The organism is Legionella israelensis, from assembly GCF_004571175.1.
Classification (GTDB): domain Bacteria; phylum Pseudomonadota; class Gammaproteobacteria; order Legionellales; family Legionellaceae; genus Legionella_D; species Legionella_D israelensis.
In genome coordinates this window covers 580,562-595,904 of the sequence record NZ_CP038273.1, presented here as the reverse complement: position 1 = coordinate 595,904, position 15,343 = coordinate 580,562, and the positions used below count along the sequence as shown (strand labels likewise).

The following is a 15,343-nucleotide window of genomic DNA, read 5'->3' as shown; positions in this document are numbered from 1 at the left end:
GAACTTAAGTACATAAAGCTTTTTTGAGATGTTTCATGTATAAACTGATAAGACCATTGTTGTTTCGACTTGATGCGGAAACGGCCCATACAAAAACCTTATCTGCCTTACACTGGCTACCTTCCTGTTGCTTTAAAAAGCCAGCAGAATCTCCAGTACAGGCGATGGGATTATCTTTTTCCCACCCCGTAGGGCTGGCAGCCGGCCTGGATAAAAATGCAAAACATTTGAATGCCCTGGCAAAACTGGGTTTTTCGTTCATTGAAGTAGGAACAGTTACGCCTCGTCCCCAAAGCGGCAATCCAAAACCTCGATTGTTTCGATTGCCACAAGCAGAAGCGCTTATTAATCGAATGGGATTTAACAATGAGGGTGTGGATGCTTTGATTAGCAATATAAGCGATGCTCATTATCAAGGTATTTTAGGTATCAATATCGGAAAAAACAAAGATACGCCTTTAAATAAGGCAGTTGAAGATTACATATATTGTATGGAGAAAGTATATCCTTATGCTTCTTACATTACCGTGAATATTTCTTCTCCCAATACACCTGATTTAAGACGGCTCCAGCAAAAAAACTATTTTGAGCAACTTTTGTCAGACTTGACGCAACATCGATTGAAACTCCGTGATCAGTTTCATCGTCACGTGCCTATGGCTGTTAAACTGTCCCCTGATGAGGATGAAGAGAGTTTAAAAAGGATGGCTGATGCTGTTATGTTTTATGACGTAGAAGGCATCATAGCTACCAATACCACCTGTGCTCGTGGTTCAGTCGGTCATTTGCCGAATGGACAGGAAGAGGGGGGATTAAGTGGTCGCCCTTTGGCAGAACGCTCAACACATTGTTTACGCCTTTTAAAGACCTGTGTTGGAGATAAGGTGACGTTGATAGGCGTCGGTGGGATTGACAGTATTGAAGTCGCTCGACAAAAAATGCAGGCTGGCGCTTCCTTACTGCAGTTATATACTGGATTGATTTACCAGGGACCTGCACTTGTGAGCCAATTAAGCAGAGAATTGGATTTGAGTATATATTGAGCCACCGAGTCATGCTGTTGGAGTGTCATCTTTTTTGCGAAGCCATTTATAAAATTCCGGAATAAGGAAAAGGGGTAGTGCAGCCAAGATAATGACAGGCCATTCAAAGAGAGATAAAGGCACAGTATGTAAAATCATTTGTAGCCAGGGAAGATAAATGGCTAAGACCTGTAAACTTAACATGACCAAAATAGCGATTAAAAGCCATTTGTTTGAGAACCAGCCAATATCGGCAATAGGATTTTGCAGATTACGAAAATTCAGAGCATGAAGATTGGACATGAAGACGAGAGCTGTAAAGGCTACGGTATTGGCCAGTGCCTGGGATTGATTAAGATAAAATTGATAAAGTATAAAAGTCATGATGCCTATATAAGAGCCAAACAGACCTAGAAGAAAAAAAGATAAGCGAGTGATAATGGGTTGTTCAGGCTTACGCGGCTTGCGTTCCATGATATCTTTCTCGGCTTGTTCAATACTTAATGAGACAGCGCTGGCGCTGTCAGTCACCAGATTAATCCATAAAATCTGAATGGGAATTAAAATCAGCGGCCCGCCAGCAATCATATTGATAAGAATCGCAAGCATTTCACCAATATTGGACGAGGTTAAAAAAAGAACAAATTTACGAATATTATCATATTGTCTTCTCCCTTCTTCTACCGCTGCAATAATGGAAGCAAAGTTATCGTCAGACAAGACGATATCAGCTACACTTCGCGCAACATCCGTTCCTCTTATACCCATGGCAATGCCAATGTCGGCTTGTTTAAGTGCAGGAGTGTCATTAACCCCATCGCCAGTCATGGCAACTAAATCGCCTTGTGCCTGCAAGAGTTTTACAATACGAAATTTATCTTTGGGTATCGTTCTTGCGAATAAGACTTCTTTTTTCAGCAAAGACGCTAATTGCTCATCGCTTAAATCCTGAAGATCAGAGCTGGTGAGCGTTTTTTCAATCTTTAATCCTATTTGCCCTGCAATTGCTTTAGCAGTGAGAGGTGAGTCACCGGTGATCATAATGATTTTAATGCCCGCTGCCTTTGCTTTTTTTAAGGCATCCGGCACGGCTTTTCGAGGTGGATCTAACAATCCTGCAATACCTAGAAAGGTTAAACCAGTTTCGGCTTTATCGATATCTATCACCTCGTCCTTAGAGAGCGTTTTCCTGGCTAAAGCCAATGTGCGCAGACCTTGTTCAGCAAAATCGATATAGGCCTTCTCAATCTTTTTTTGCAATTTTTCATTGAGCTTTTCTTTTTTATCAGCAATTAAAACATGCGATGATAATTTTAAAATGACTTCTGGCGCGCCTTTAACATGGACGACTCGTTCGTCTTTGCTTTCTTCAATGACCGACATGCGCTTTCGATTGGAGTCAAACGTAAATTCAGAGGTGATGTTGCTTTTGTGCTCCTGGTTGAGTCCTGATTTAACAGCGGCTGCAACAAGGGCTGCTTCATCAGGTGAGCCCTCAACTTTGAAACGGTCCTTTTCTTTATTGATTTTAGCATGATTGCATTTCAGGCCAGTATTTAATAAAGCCATGAGATCGGATTGGGAGGAAGGATCAATGGTTTTTTTATTTTCTTTGAAGTCTCCCTCTAATTCATAGCCGACGCCGGTAATTTCAATGGTCCTGTCAGGTAACCAGATTTTTTCAACCTTCATTTCATTTTTGGTTAACGTTCCTGTTTTATCCGTACAGATTATGGAAACCACTCCAAGCGCCTCTGCAGCTTGAAGTCGGCGCATTAAGGCTTTCTTTTTTGCCATTGCCCGAACCCCCAGTGCCAGAGCAATTGTAACCACTGCAGGCAGCCCTTCTGGAATAGCGGAAACAGCCAGCGATATCCCTGTCATCAACATTTGCAGAATATCTCGGTTGGCCATAATACCAAGTAGGGTGATTACAGCAGAGGCGGCGAGGGCTAAAATGCCAAATTGACGACCAAGGACAGACAGTTGTTTTTGTAGCTGCGTTTTGCTTTCCTCTATCTCACCGGTTAATTCAGCAATGCGTCCAAACTCGGTATCCATTCCTATGGCCACAACGAACCCCCGGCCATGGCCGTTAACAACATGTGTTCCCATGTAAGCCATGTTTTTTCTGTTGGCCAGCGGTGTTTGTTCGGATACTGCTTCTGTTTGTTTCGATATAGATGTTGATTCGCCTGTAAGCGAGGCTTCATTGATCATGAGATTAATCGATTTACTGAGCCTGATGTCGGCTGGAACAACGTTACCAGCTTCTAAAAAAACACAATCTCCGGGTTTTAAATCCTTTACATCCACTTCCTTTTTTTCATCATCCTGAATGATATAGCACTTGGGCGAAAGGATTTTTTTCAGGTTTTTTATCGCAGTTTCAGCTTTCCATTCCTGCACAAAACCCAAAAGTCCATTGAAAATAATAATGGCTAAAATGGCGAGTGCATCGACGACATCGCCTATAAAAAAAGATAGAACAGTGGCAAGGATCAAAACAAGGATCAAGATGTTGGTAAATTGGCGTGCAAGCATGGTATACCAACGAGTGGTTTCTATCTCTTCGAGTTCATTTGGTCCGTATTTTTGTGTATCCTTGGCCAGCTCCTCACGAGTTTCTTCAACGCTTAATGCATGCCATGCTTTCATCTTACATTCCCTGTATTGGATAAAATAACTTCAACTCGATATAAGCATCACACCTAAACTTCGATCTCGCTTAGGCATGATGCTTACGTCGAGCTGAGGTTAAAATAATAACTCATGTTACGCAGCTTCGTCATTTTTGCCTCTTTGGACGCATTTTGGAATTTTTAAAGCGCAGTTTACATGGAGTAAATGAGCATTTGAAATTTCAAAATGCGTCCAAATGTTCTAAAAAATACTGTGCTGCGTAACATGAGATAATAAAACCTGCATGCTCTGAACACAAATGTTTCAGAGGAAAGAATCGCAAAGATAATATGATTTATCGTATATCTTATGATGTGTCTTGTGATCAAAAATTGAATGAATGATGTATGTATGATATTCTTACTACCACATTAGGGGTGCCTGTAAATAAGGCTGAGAGGAATATTCCAACCCTTTGAACCTGATCTCACTTGTATGAGCGGAGGAAAATGTGTCTATCATTATTATATCTGGTTCAGTTGCCTTTATAACGTCATTTATCGGCTTATTACCACAAATTTTTAAAGCCTTAAAAACCAAGTCTACCCAGGATATTTCCATGTTAATGCTCATTAATTATCTTTTATGTTCATTGGCCTGGATTATCTATGGTGGTTATACCGATTCACTTTTTGTCCTAACCAGCAATGTTGTTGGTTTAGTGGTCAGTCTCATGTTAATCATGTTGAAAAGACACTATGACGCTCGCGTACCTTGAAGGAAATTATCGTTCCGTTTTATGTTTAAATGGTGATTTGCCTGGGTCCTCTTTTTTTCTCAGCTGCTCACTTCCAGTAATTGCGGCAGATGGGGCTGCTAATCGTTTACATCAATTAGGAATCAGACCAAACATCGTCATTGGCGACTTGGACAGTGTGAATACGATAATTCGCCAACAAAATAAGGTTCTTCATTGCCCGGAACAAGATTCCAATGATTTTCAGAAATCGATTCAGTATCTGAGAGAAAAAGCACTATTGCCTTCCATTGTTCTTGGAATAAACGGCGGATTTTTAGATCATGTCTTAAATAATATCAATATATTTCTGGAAACAGGCTGTGTTTTATACTCACCTCCTATCGTAGGTTATATTCTAAAAGAAAATTACCGAAAGGCTTTTTCATTGCCGTTTAATACGAAGATATCTCTTCTTGGCATCCCTTCAGCCATAATCACTTCGAAAGGTTTGAAATGGGAATTAAATGAAAGCAAGCTTTCCTTTCCGGGAAATACCTCTTGTTTTAATCGCACAAGAGAGTCATCTATTGAATTATCGATACATCAAGGTGCTTTACTTGTCCTGATTTATACGGAAGCTTCTTCCGATGCAGGTTCATTATAAAAGGCTGTAACAGGCAATCTGGAACGAATAGATTTAATGAAATTGCCATAATTGAATGTAAGGAGATACTTAAGCGATTTATACAGCCCAGAGAAAATAAAAATTTGTGGAATGAAAGAAAAAGACGCTTTAATTATTATTGAACATTTTGACTAATTAACATATTATCTGACTTAAATGACCTAAAATAATGCTTATGTGAAAAGTTTTAAAGACATTCAGGAGCTTTTGCTATCAGAAAAAAACGGCCGGGTTTCCCCCGATACGCTTGCTTTTTTTCTTTTTTTAAAAGCTGAACGTCGTAAAAGCAAAGAAAAGCAATTTTATGCTTTTGCCATCAACCATGAAGAGATAGAAGACTTAAGCGAGGCTATTGAAACACTAATTTTAATGTCTAAAAGCGATGTAAGTTTTCAAGTGGCAGTTTCTTCCACAGATCTGGTATTGATTCACTGGTCTTTTCTGGAATTCAACTTTAAATTAAATCATTCTAAAAAGCCGACATTAAAAATATTTATTTGTGATCCCTTAGGCATTGAACAAACGATTTGTTTGGCGGCTCGATTAAGTCATGTGATGCAGTTTGGGAACTTATCCCGGTTTTGTGAATTAAAAGTTTATTTGTCGAACGATACATTGTAAATCCGTGGGCGTGATTGCGCTTATTTTACCTTGGATAATATGGCTATGTTATCCAATCAATCAGAGTTTGAGTCCCTTTATGATTATATGGAAAATCATCAGTTACTGAGAGATCATATTAAGGTCAGCAAGAAATTGTATGAATTTAGAAAATCACTCACCATGCTTGACAAGGAAGAAGAAAACGAGGAACTGAACAAGGTTTTTCATTTTGATTTCGTTGTCAGTTCTTTACCTGTGCGCCTGTTGAGAACAAAGCAATCCGTGCCGGATTTGAAAAAAGAAATCGAGGAAACCGGGCTTGCCTTTGATATTGTTAATCATAAAAAAGAAACGGCTTGGCGCTCGATTAGCCGGTATTTATTTTTGGCGACTACTCGTACGAAGGAGCAGACGCTAAGAAATATGCGAGTGAATAAAAAAAAGGAAATAATGGAAGTTTCTATTCAGAAAGCCATTGAGGAGATCAGACAAAAACCATCTTTGGAAACCGAACGCATCGATTTTTTTAATCAGGCTGTGAGTCAACATCGCACCGCAGGTTTAAAAAAATTTATTAATACATTGAGGACAGAATGCTTAGAGGAAAAAGATAACAGGGAGAATTTGTCGTATATATGAATTTTAAATTTCATCCTTTATTGGCAAGTATACAATATCGGCATGAATGTGGATGCGCCATAGAAAGGAATGTCTATGGCGCTTAACAAGGATTAATGGAATTTGGGTATTTTTCCTAAAAAAGCGATCATTGGCACTGAGGCCTAATAAGCGGTACAATCTGACAAATTTACTGTCAGATATCATCATTAATTCATGAATAAGAGCCCAAAGCTGAAAACAGGGCGTTTGTACAGACGCTTATTATCCTATGTAAAACCCTTTTGGCCGGTGTTGCTATTGGGAATATTGGCCAATGTCTTATATTCTGCCATCGATGCCGGATTTACTTACATGATGCGTCCTTTTCTGGATAAGGGTTTTATCGATATTGATATGGAATTTGTAAAAACAATTCCCATGATCGTTTTAATCGGTATTACAGCACGTGGACTGGTCAGTTCTCTGGCAAGCTACTGTATGACCTGGGTCGCACGCTCAGTTGTCAAAGTGCTGCGCCAGCGGACTTTTTCTCATATCATTCATTTGCCGGCCGATTATTATGATGAGGCAACCAGTGGGCAATTACTGTCCAAAATTCTTTATGATGTAGAGCAGGTAGCACAGGTCAGTGCCGATGCTTTAACTGATTTTGTGCAGAACAGTTGTCTTGTAATCGGTTTGCTGACGGTAATGATGATAGTTTGTTGGCAGCTATCGCTCATGTTTCTTTTAACTATTCCTTTTATTGGCTTGATTGTTAACTATACCAATAAACGTGTCAGGCGAATCAGTCATAAAGTACAGCGAACCATGGGAGAGGTAACTGAAATTGCAGGAGAGGCCATTGAGGGATATCGGGTTGTACGTATCTTTGGTGGTGAACAGTATGAAATTGGTAAATTTAATCAAGCCACGGAAGTTTCAAGAAAAAATGACATGAAAGTCGCTGTTTCCAAAGCCATTAATGTTTCCGGTGTACAATGTGTCATCGCCATAGGTATTGCAGTGATTATTTATGCTGCTATTCAATTATCCACAGTCATTACCATTACTGCCGGCTCCTTTTTGGCCATTATTGCTGCGATGTTACAGTTGATAAAGCCAATGAAAACATTGACCACCTTGAATGCGACCATTCAAAAAGGGTTGGCGGGTGCAGAAAGTGTATTTAATCTTCTTGATAAAAATGTTGAGACTAAAGAAGGTCGGCATTTATTAACAAAGGCACGTGGAGAGATCAAGTTCCAAAATGTGTCTTATGGTTATCGGAATGGTGCTACAGTATTACATCAGCTTAATTTCACCATTCATCCCGGGGAATCAGTGGCGTTGGTCGGTCATTCCGGCAGTGGCAAAACCACCTTGGCAAGTTTGTTACCTCGTTTCTATGAAATTCAGACCGGCCAGATTATCCTCGATGATATTCCTATCAATGAATTACATTTGTCCAGCCTGCGGAAGCAAATAGCTTTAGTGAGCCAACAAGTAACATTATTTAATGACAGCTTAGCTAACAACATTGCTTATGGTTGTTTTGAGACGTCTCGGGAGCAGATTATTGCTGCGGCTAAATTGGCCTATGCTCATGAATTTATTTGCCAGTTGCCTGAAGGATATGATACTCGTGTCGGGGAAAATGGTGTGTTGCTTTCCGGAGGTCAACGTCAAAGATTAGCTATTGCGAGAGCATTATTGAAGGATGCACCGATCCTGATTCTTGATGAAGCTACTTCGGCACTGGATTCAGAGTCAGAGCGTTATATTCAGGCAGCGCTTGAGACAGTGATGCAAAACCGGACAACGTTGATCATTGCTCATCGCTTATCCACAATCAAATATGTCGATAAAATCATTGTTATGAAACAAGGCCATATTGTTGAAGAAGGCACACATAGCCAGTTGTTGGCGCTGGAGGGTCATTATGCTCAGCTTTATCGTGTTCAGCAGATGGGAGCAGAAGATAAAAAAGAGGCTGTGGCTTAATGTTCTCACACCTGGATAAACTCTGGTATCAAAAGCATCCACTCCGCTGGTTGCTTTGGCCATTATCAATGGTTTATCGCGGTATCGTTCATGCCAGACGATGGTATTATCAGTTATTTGCAGACAAACCGTTAAAGATACCTGTCGTGGTGGTTGGAAATTTATCCGTTGGGGGCGTTGGTAAAACCCCGTTAGTGATTGCCATAGCTAAAAAGCTTGTCGGGCAAGGGTTGAAAGTGGGAATTGTCAGTCGTGGTTATGGGGCTCGCATTTCAAGATTCCCCCATTTGATAACGGCTCAAGATACGGCAGAGCAGGTAGGGGATGAACCTTTACTGATAGCACGAAAAACCGATTGTCCTGTCGTGATTGCTCCAAAACGAAATGAGGCTGTTTCCTATCTTGAAGCGAACGAGGATTGTGATGTGATACTCAGTGATGATGGTTTGCAACATTATTCAATGAGACGAGCAGTTGAAATCATTGTTATTGACGGGACACGAGGTTTGGGAAACGGGCTTTGCCTTCCCGCCGGACCTTTGCGTGAGCCTTCATCACGCTTGAAATCAGCCGATTACCTTGTGGTTAACGAAGGGCACTGGCCTGATGCTTATCCTATGCATCTAAAACCAATGCCCTTGGTTCATATCAAAACAGGGGAAAAGTATAACATAGAGCAATTTTCTGAGCCTGTGGCTGCTATTGCAGGAATTGGAAATCCACAACGTTTTTTTTTCACACTGAAACAATTGGGAGTTCGTTTTTCAACTTATCCCTTCCCTGATCATTATCGTTTTAAACCAGATGATTTTAAATTTACTGAATCAAGTATTGTGATGACGGAAAAAGATGCGGTGAAATGCCATCATTTTGCTGGAGATAATATGTATTATCTTCCTGTTGAGGCAGAATTATCCGAGGATTTCTGGCATGCATTCACTTCACGAATTTCAATTCCAGGACAGAGATGAACATGAAGCGAGGACGATTTTATCTTTTATTGACACTCGTATCCTGGGTCATTGGCTCAGGTGTTCATGCCATTGACCCATCATCAGCTACAGAAAATACAGTCGATCTTTCTGCTCAGCCTGAATATTCAAACTGGCTTTTTTCCGGGTTGGTGAATAACGAAAATGGAGAGACCTTTGCTTATATTTTCTCAATGCAACAAACAGGTCATGTATTTCATGTTCAGACGGCATTATTTGATGGTGAAAAAAATAAATTATTATTTTCTTATGATCAAAGAAAAACCCTTAATAACACTAAAGAACTGAAATTAAAGGTTGGGCATGCTTTTTTAAATTATAACCCTATTAATGCCAGCTGGTCTTTCGGCGTCAGACTTGAAAAAAGAAAAGGTTTTCATTTTAAAGTGGATATGCTTAGCTCATCAAAAAATAAATCCAATGCTGAAGCATTACGGCCAGGCTTGCAGTTGCTGGTAAAGCAGGCGAATCGCCTCAACGGATATATACAGTTGGGAGCTCATAAAGAGCAGTTTGTGACGGCTAACTATAGCTGGTTTTCCCAAATTTGGCTAACCACCACCGAATTATCCTCTCACGCTGTTTGTAGTGTATTTTGTCATTTAAAGGATTTTTCCGGCTTTTATGCCCTTAAACTGGACGAGCAGGATGCAAATCACGCTGCGCTCGCCGGCTGGCGGAATGCGGAAGGCAATGATGGCAAAATATCTCAGTTTGTCGAGGTAAAAAGACAGAACGATCGGTGGTCAGTGGACGTTACGATACCTAAATTTTCCATAGAATTTAATGATTTACTGGCTGATGTGATAAGCATGGAGAAAGATGGTGCCGGCTTTTTTCATCAAGCCCAAAAAGGGTTTTGTTGGGTAACGGAACAGCCATTGGGAGGCGGGCTGTTACCTTAAAAACAATACGGTTTTCTTTTTCGCTAAAACTCACGTTGGTTTATGAATTTTAATGAGCATCCCGGCTAAAGGATGATCCAAGTAGTAAAGGGTATTGTTTTTTAGACGTTGTTTTTCTTTCAGCATGAAAGAAGCTGCCTTATCAGGCGAGGTAAAATAAAGCTCTGTATCCAATAAATAATAATTGCTTTTGCGAATACGCAAACCTCCCTTAACCAGCCAGCCATTATGAGGTATTGCAGGCAATTTTACAGTCCGTTGATTATTAGCCGGTTGAAGCCAGGTATAATGAAAAAGAATTTGATATTGAGGCTGGCGTTTTAAGACATAGTATTCATTATTCAGTGAAGAGGTGCGCAGGGGGCGTAAATGATATGGAGTTATGTCTTCATGGATTTCAGGATTTAAGCTGATGCTTTTATTGTGATTAAACACCAGCGGGGAATTCAGTAAACGTTCAGATGAAGGATGATTGATTTCGCTTTGATGGATAAAGACGATTAAGTCGACTTGATAATGGTTTTCAGAATAGCCATAGACCAGAGAGCTCGTCAGGCACAATATCAAATAGAGAATTTTTTGCATGGTAGATTGAATCATTATTTTTATTCTTTATATTAGGGGCTAGGCTCTGTGCACTTATCTTTTACCGGCTGCAAATTCGGTTGATTTGCTCAAATTTAAGCTTGAGCTTGTAAATAGGATTGGCTATTCGCCTCACTCAAGTTTAAATTTGAGCTAAATCACTCAAATTTTCGCTACGATAAAAGATAATTGCACAGAGCCTAGTATGACAATTAATATGCCGTTACTCAACCACGATATCAGGAAATTTTCCTGCATAATTCAAAGGCCTTTTTGCAAGCTCTATGGCTGAACGCAGTGCGGCCTTATCAAAAGATTTGGCTAATGGATCATCTCTGTGTTCGGCAAGAGGTTTTCCACTATCGCTGTTTTCTCTTATACGAATATTCAATGGCAGTGAACCAAGTAACACGGTGTTTCTGGACTGACATAATTTTTCCGCCCCACCTTTACCAAAAATCGCTTCCTCATGCCCACATTGACCGCAGATATGAATAGACATATTTTCAATGAGACCGAGAACGTGAACCCCTGTTTTGTTAAACATATCTATAGCCTTTTGCGCATCAAGGGTCGCAATATTTTGTGGTGTGGTTACCACAATGGCTGCACTTAAAGGAATTTTCTGCACAAGACTTAACTGAATATCTCCGGTTCCTGGGGGTAGATCAATGAATAAATAATCCAGCTCGTCCCAAAGGGTAATATTCAACATTTGTAATAGGGATTTTGCTAACATAGGGCCGCGCCAGATTAAGGCTTGTTCACTGTCGGTCAGATAACCTATAGACATGGCCTGTAGGCCATGAGCGGTCACAGGTTTATAATGCTCACCCTGCACCTGTACCGGCGCTACTTTCCCAAGCATTAGTGGAATACTGGGTCCATAGATGTCAGCATCCAGAAGCCCGACACGCGCCCCTTGTTTTGCCAGTGAGACGGCAAGATTAACAGCTACCGTGGATTTGCCTACGCCGCCTTTACCTGAGGCAATGGCAATGGTGTTTTTAACACCCCGCAATGCTTTGCCCAATAATTGAGTTTGGTGAGCCTTTATAAAAGATTCAAGTTGAAGTTCAATCTTTGTGTCAGGTAAAGCCTCATGTATCATTTTTTTTAATGGGTAAGTTTCATTTTCCTGTAACCAATGAACAGGAAAGCCAGCTTTCATGGTAATCGCTACAGATTGTTCTCCCTTCTTGATACCATGTTTTATACCCATTTCATTTGCGGTTAGTTGCAATAGATCATCTCGTGTTGTGTGGATGATTCGCTCTATGATTTGCTCTGTATTCATGATGAGTTTCCCCCTTGAGATACGTCAGGCATGATAACGGGAAAAAGTCATCGTTGCCAGTGATAGCTTCATGATTGATAATCCCAGCTATCCCAATGATTATTCGCCAAGTAATACAAGCCACAACGGATTTTTTGTTCTGTACGGGTGGCCATTATTTGTGCATATTCGTTGATTTGTTGGCGATGAGCGGCTTGACTCATTTCGTTGTCTGCTCCAGTCTTGAAATCAATGATCCAGAGACAGTTTTTATCGATAAAGAGCCTGTCTATGATTCGTGTGTGAATTTGCCCTTCTTTTTGTATTAACAAAGCATATTCATTATGTTCGTCCTGATGTGGTTTTATAATCCATTGTCCTGTTGGGCAAAGAAACAGTTTCTGCAGCCATTGTTCAAGCCGCTTTAGCAGAATGGATTGGTGGTCCTCATGAAAACCCAACTGTCTTAATTCATGGCGGGCATAATTCCAGGGAATATCTGCACAGGAAGAAGGATGATTGTCGCATATCCATTGTAGTAACTGATGAGCAATCACTCCCACAAGATGTGCGTCATTCCTTGCAAAGACGGAAGAATGATGGGAATGATTTATCTTTTTTCTGACCAAAGGAAATTGATAAAAATCAAGAGGCAGTTGATATATTAAGGGTAATGAAGAAGCTGGCTCAGAATATTCTTTATCGTTTTCAAACTCCTTAAAGGTTACTTTTTTTAGCAGGTATCTGAAACTGTCTTTCGGAGCTTTACTTTTATGATCAAATAAAAAAAGTGCTTTTTTTGCCCGGGTAACCGCCACATAGAGTAATCGCTGTAACTCATAATGATTTTTTTCTGCTTCGAGTTTTCCCAAATAATCATACAATTCGCATTTGTCCTCATGCATGGCTTTTATAGGGGAGAGAAGTAAGAGATTCGCTTCATTTTCTCTTGGAAGCTTTAACCATCTCAATAAAGGTTTTTCCGATGCTTTAGGTGAGCTGCTTAAGCTTGGTAATATAACCGTATCGAATTCCAGTCCTTTTGCTTTATGAATGGTCATTACCTGCAGTTTTGCCGGCCTGACTTGTTTTGAATAAAGGTTCGCTAATTCCATTTCAAAAAAATGAAAATCACTGAGTTGACCATCCTGCTCCAATCGGTCAAGGAGTAAGCAAAATTGCTCCAGATCATTTTGTTCTGAACGGGTAAGAATGCGTTCTCCATGCAGTTGCTGATGCGTTTGATAAATCCAGTCTGATAAGAGCAGTTGATGACGGGTGCAGAGAGCTTGATGAAGAATATGATAAATAAATCTTGCCCGAATTCGACCTTCTTCACTGAGTAAATTTAATTTTTCTGGTTTAGATAAGGTCAGATAAAGGGATTGTCTGGGCTCGATGGTGGCTAAAAGATGTAAATCCGAGAGACTCAATCCTCCGTAAGGGCTTCGTAATACCGCCAGCCATGCCAGACGATTGGCAGGCATTAAAAGAGCTTTTGTTAAGGACCACAGGTCCTGAATATGAGGCAGCTGTGATAACAAATCAATTTCGATCCCTTGATAAGGGATTTTCTCGGCACGCAGCAAGGCAATAAGGTCTCTAAGCTGGCTTCTGGAGCGAACCAGTATGGCAATATCTTCTTGTGGATATTGTTGCAACTGTGTCTGAATCAGATGAACCAATGTTTGGGTTTCCTGAATTTTGTCAGCAAACTGCCAGGCTTCTATTTTGGAATCTTCCCGCTCTTCCAGCACAGGAATGGAATGATGAAAAGAAACTGCCCCGGACTCCACATCAAATGCGGAAGGAAAGATAGCAGGAAATTGCTGATTGACCCAATGAACAATATTTTCTGTGGAACGAAAATTACATTGCAGTTGTATGAGCGTTAAACGAACTGGTCCAATTCCATAAAGCTGAGCTTTTAAGAATAAACCGACTTCAGCTTGTCTGAAGCGGTATATGGATTGCATTGGGTCACCAACCACAAAAAGCGTTTTACCTTCCTCGACCTGCCATCCTTGAACAAGCTGACTGAGCAGTTGGAATTGAAGGATGGATGTGTCCTGAAACTCATCTATCAAAAGATGATGGATGGCATGATCAAGATATAAAGCTAAATCTGTGGGTTGCTCCTCAGTACCAAGAGCTGACAGTGCCTGTTGTGATATTTGCGTAAAATCAACTTCGTTGTGTTCTGTGAAAACGAGATGTAAATGACCTACCAGAAGAGGAAGTAATTTGAAAAGCGCATTGAGTATTTCCCATTGATTTTCATCATAATGAGGTGGTGGCAAATCTTTAACTTTTAATAAGGCATCAAGAAATTCAGGGCATTCGGACAGGCGTTGCAGGAGAATTTTACTGGCCGCTTTAATCTGTGGGTAATCTTTAGGGCAGCTATTTTTTCGTAATCCCACACGATAATCAAAGCTTTGGCGAAATTTATTGTCCGAGGTTAGCAGCAAAGCAGAGAGCGCTTTAGCCGTTTCTGCTGTGCTTTCCGTGAAATCGTTCCAATCTCTTAAAGAATAACGGACAGACTCAGGATCATTTTCAATGGTAGCCATCTGGCGAGACTGATAAACAAGTTCTTCCGCCAATTCTCTTGGCAGGCTTTGCTTGAAACGATCTAACTCATGTTGCTCGATAAAGGCTATCGCTTGTTCATACAGTGCTTTATTTTGTTCTTGCCCTTCATAAAGCAAAGTTAACCATTGATCACGAGCATTGAGTAAACGGCTGAACAATTCAATGAGTTTATCCTGTCGGTTATCCAGGTGAAGGAGAAGGTTCTTTAAATCTTGCTGATACTCTTGATGGTCAATGGCAAACTGGATGCAATTTTGCGCGGCAGTTATATAATGCTTGTTGGCTTTATCGGAGATGGAAGCAAAGGCAAGTTGTCTGTCTTGTAGAGGCATGGCGTGTGCAATGGATTGACAAAGTGCATCAATGGTCATGATTTTAAGCCGTGAAGGTTGATCCAGTAGTTGCCACCGGTGTTTTTTGCTTTGTTCCAGTGCCTTCCCAGCCAATGAAAGGGTTTTTTCTTGATGTGGAGTGATTGCTTTTCGGTTTTCCGAGGCCTGCTTTAAAGAAAGAATAATGCGCTCTCGCATTTCATTGGCTGCCTTGCGGGTAAAGGTAAGGGCAATGATTTGCTCAGGTGAAGTCACGTTTGCCAAAAGGCGTAAAAAACGCTGGCTCAGGATTTCAGTCTTTCCAGAGCCGGCAGGAGCCTGAACAATAAAAGACTGGTGAGGGTCCGTCGCTTGATGTCTTTGTTCGCTATCACTAAGCATGC

Annotated in this window: 12 protein-coding genes and 1 riboswitch; of the genes, 8 read left to right on the top strand and 4 right to left on the bottom strand. The window is 40.6% G+C overall.

All coding sequences use genetic code 11. The features are described from left to right. The first annotated feature begins 35 nt into the window (after positions 1–35). On the top strand, positions 36–1,043 hold the full coding sequence (locus tag E4T55_RS02540; RefSeq protein WP_058502487.1) for a quinone-dependent dihydroorotate dehydrogenase: 1,008 nt from the start codon (positions 36–38) through the stop codon (positions 1,041–1,043). A gap of 9 nt (positions 1,044–1,052) precedes the next feature. On the opposite strand, the gene E4T55_RS02535 is transcribed toward E4T55_RS02540, so the two are convergent. Continuing rightward, the gene (locus E4T55_RS02535; RefSeq protein WP_058502486.1) at positions 1,053–3,680 is read right to left on the bottom strand and encodes a cation-translocating P-type ATPase; all 2,628 of its coding nucleotides are present in this window, start codon (positions 3,678–3,680) and stop codon (positions 1,053–1,055) included. Between the two features lie 387 nt (positions 3,681–4,067). Then, positions 4,068–4,169, top strand: a riboswitch (TPP riboswitch). Here E4T55_RS02535 and E4T55_RS02530 point away from each other — a divergent pair. The 7 genes from E4T55_RS02530 to E4T55_RS02500 all read left to right on the top strand — a co-directional run bounded on the left by E4T55_RS02530 (position 4,156) and on the right by E4T55_RS02500 (position 10,172). Continuing rightward, a complete protein-coding gene (locus E4T55_RS02530; protein WP_058502485.1) occupies positions 4,156–4,422 on the top strand; it encodes a SemiSWEET family sugar transporter in 267 nt (88 codons plus the stop codon). Its footprint overlaps the riboswitch before it by 14 nt. After that, on the top strand, positions 4,403–5,047 hold the full coding sequence (locus E4T55_RS02525) for a thiamine diphosphokinase (protein WP_058502484.1): 645 nt from the start codon (positions 4,403–4,405) through the stop codon (positions 5,045–5,047). The genes E4T55_RS02530 and E4T55_RS02525 overlap by 20 nt, the downstream gene beginning before the upstream one ends. Positions 5,048–5,245: 198 nt before the next feature. Beyond that, a complete protein-coding gene (locus tag E4T55_RS02520) occupies positions 5,246–5,689 on the top strand; it encodes a hypothetical protein (RefSeq protein ID WP_058502483.1) in 444 nt (147 codons plus the stop codon). 39 nt (positions 5,690–5,728) lie between these two features. Further along, positions 5,729–6,310 carry a hypothetical protein gene (locus tag E4T55_RS02515; RefSeq protein ID WP_135121909.1) on the top strand — a complete coding sequence of 194 codons (582 nt, stop codon included), beginning with the start codon at positions 5,729–5,731 and terminating at the stop codon, positions 6,308–6,310. Positions 6,311–6,505: 195 nt separating this feature from the next. Further along, positions 6,506–8,275 carry a lipid A export permease/ATP-binding protein MsbA gene (gene msbA / locus E4T55_RS02510; RefSeq protein ID WP_058502480.1) on the top strand — a complete coding sequence of 590 codons (1,770 nt, stop codon included), beginning with the start codon at positions 6,506–6,508 and terminating at the stop codon, positions 8,273–8,275. Next, entirely contained in the window at positions 8,275–9,246 is a 972-nt protein-coding gene (gene lpxK, locus E4T55_RS02505; RefSeq protein ID WP_058502479.1) for a tetraacyldisaccharide 4'-kinase, read from the top strand. The genes msbA and lpxK overlap by 1 nt, the downstream gene beginning before the upstream one ends. Then, positions 9,243–10,172 carry a hypothetical protein gene (locus E4T55_RS02500; RefSeq protein ID WP_058502478.1) on the top strand — a complete coding sequence of 310 codons (930 nt, stop codon included), beginning with the start codon at positions 9,243–9,245 and terminating at the stop codon, positions 10,170–10,172. The genes lpxK and E4T55_RS02500 overlap by 4 nt, the downstream gene beginning before the upstream one ends. Before the next feature lie 30 nt (positions 10,173–10,202). Here the strand turns inward: E4T55_RS02500 and E4T55_RS02495 are convergent, their stop codons facing one another. From E4T55_RS02495 to E4T55_RS02485, 3 genes are all read right to left on the bottom strand, one after another. Continuing rightward, positions 10,203–10,772 carry a CsiV family protein gene (locus E4T55_RS02495; RefSeq protein WP_058502477.1) on the bottom strand — a complete coding sequence of 190 codons (570 nt, stop codon included), beginning with the start codon at positions 10,770–10,772 and terminating at the stop codon, positions 10,203–10,205. 208 nt (positions 10,773–10,980) lie between these two features. Further along, positions 10,981–12,054, bottom strand: a complete 1,074-nt coding sequence (gene apbC / locus E4T55_RS02490; protein ID WP_058502476.1) for an iron-sulfur cluster carrier protein ApbC — start codon at positions 12,052–12,054, stop codon at positions 10,981–10,983. A gap of 68 nt (positions 12,055–12,122) precedes the next feature. Next, entirely contained in the window at positions 12,123–15,341 is a 3,219-nt protein-coding gene (locus tag E4T55_RS02485; RefSeq protein ID WP_058502475.1) for a UvrD-helicase domain-containing protein, read from the bottom strand. Positions 15,342–15,343 lie beyond the last annotated feature (2 nt).

Excerpts from the sequence above, each read along its gene's own strand:
- msbA (WP_058502480.1), top strand. The coding sequence starts at position 6,506 with ATGAATAAGAGCCCAAAGCTGAAAACAGGGCGTTTGTACAGACGCTTA.
- E4T55_RS02495 (WP_058502477.1), bottom strand. The coding sequence starts at position 10,772 with ATGATTCAATCTACCATGCAAAAAATTCTCTATTTGATATTGTGCCTG.
- E4T55_RS02515 (WP_135121909.1), top strand. The coding sequence starts at position 5,729 with ATGGCTATGTTATCCAATCAATCAGAGTTTGAGTCCCTTTATGATTAT.
- E4T55_RS02500 (WP_058502478.1), top strand. The coding sequence starts at position 9,243 with ATGAACATGAAGCGAGGACGATTTTATCTTTTATTGACACTCGTATCC.
- E4T55_RS02540 (WP_058502487.1), top strand. The coding sequence starts at position 36 with ATGTATAAACTGATAAGACCATTGTTGTTTCGACTTGATGCGGAAACG.
- E4T55_RS02535 (WP_058502486.1), bottom strand. The coding sequence starts at position 3,680 with ATGAAAGCATGGCATGCATTAAGCGTTGAAGAAACTCGTGAGGAGCTG.
- lpxK (WP_058502479.1), top strand. The coding sequence starts at position 8,275 with ATGTTCTCACACCTGGATAAACTCTGGTATCAAAAGCATCCACTCCGC.
- apbC (WP_058502476.1), bottom strand. The coding sequence starts at position 12,054 with ATGAATACAGAGCAAATCATAGAGCGAATCATCCACACAACACGAGAT.
- E4T55_RS02485 (WP_058502475.1), bottom strand. The coding sequence starts at position 15,341 with ATGCTTAGTGATAGCGAACAAAGACATCAAGCGACGGACCCTCACCAG.
- E4T55_RS02525 (WP_058502484.1), top strand. The coding sequence starts at position 4,403 with ATGACGCTCGCGTACCTTGAAGGAAATTATCGTTCCGTTTTATGTTTA.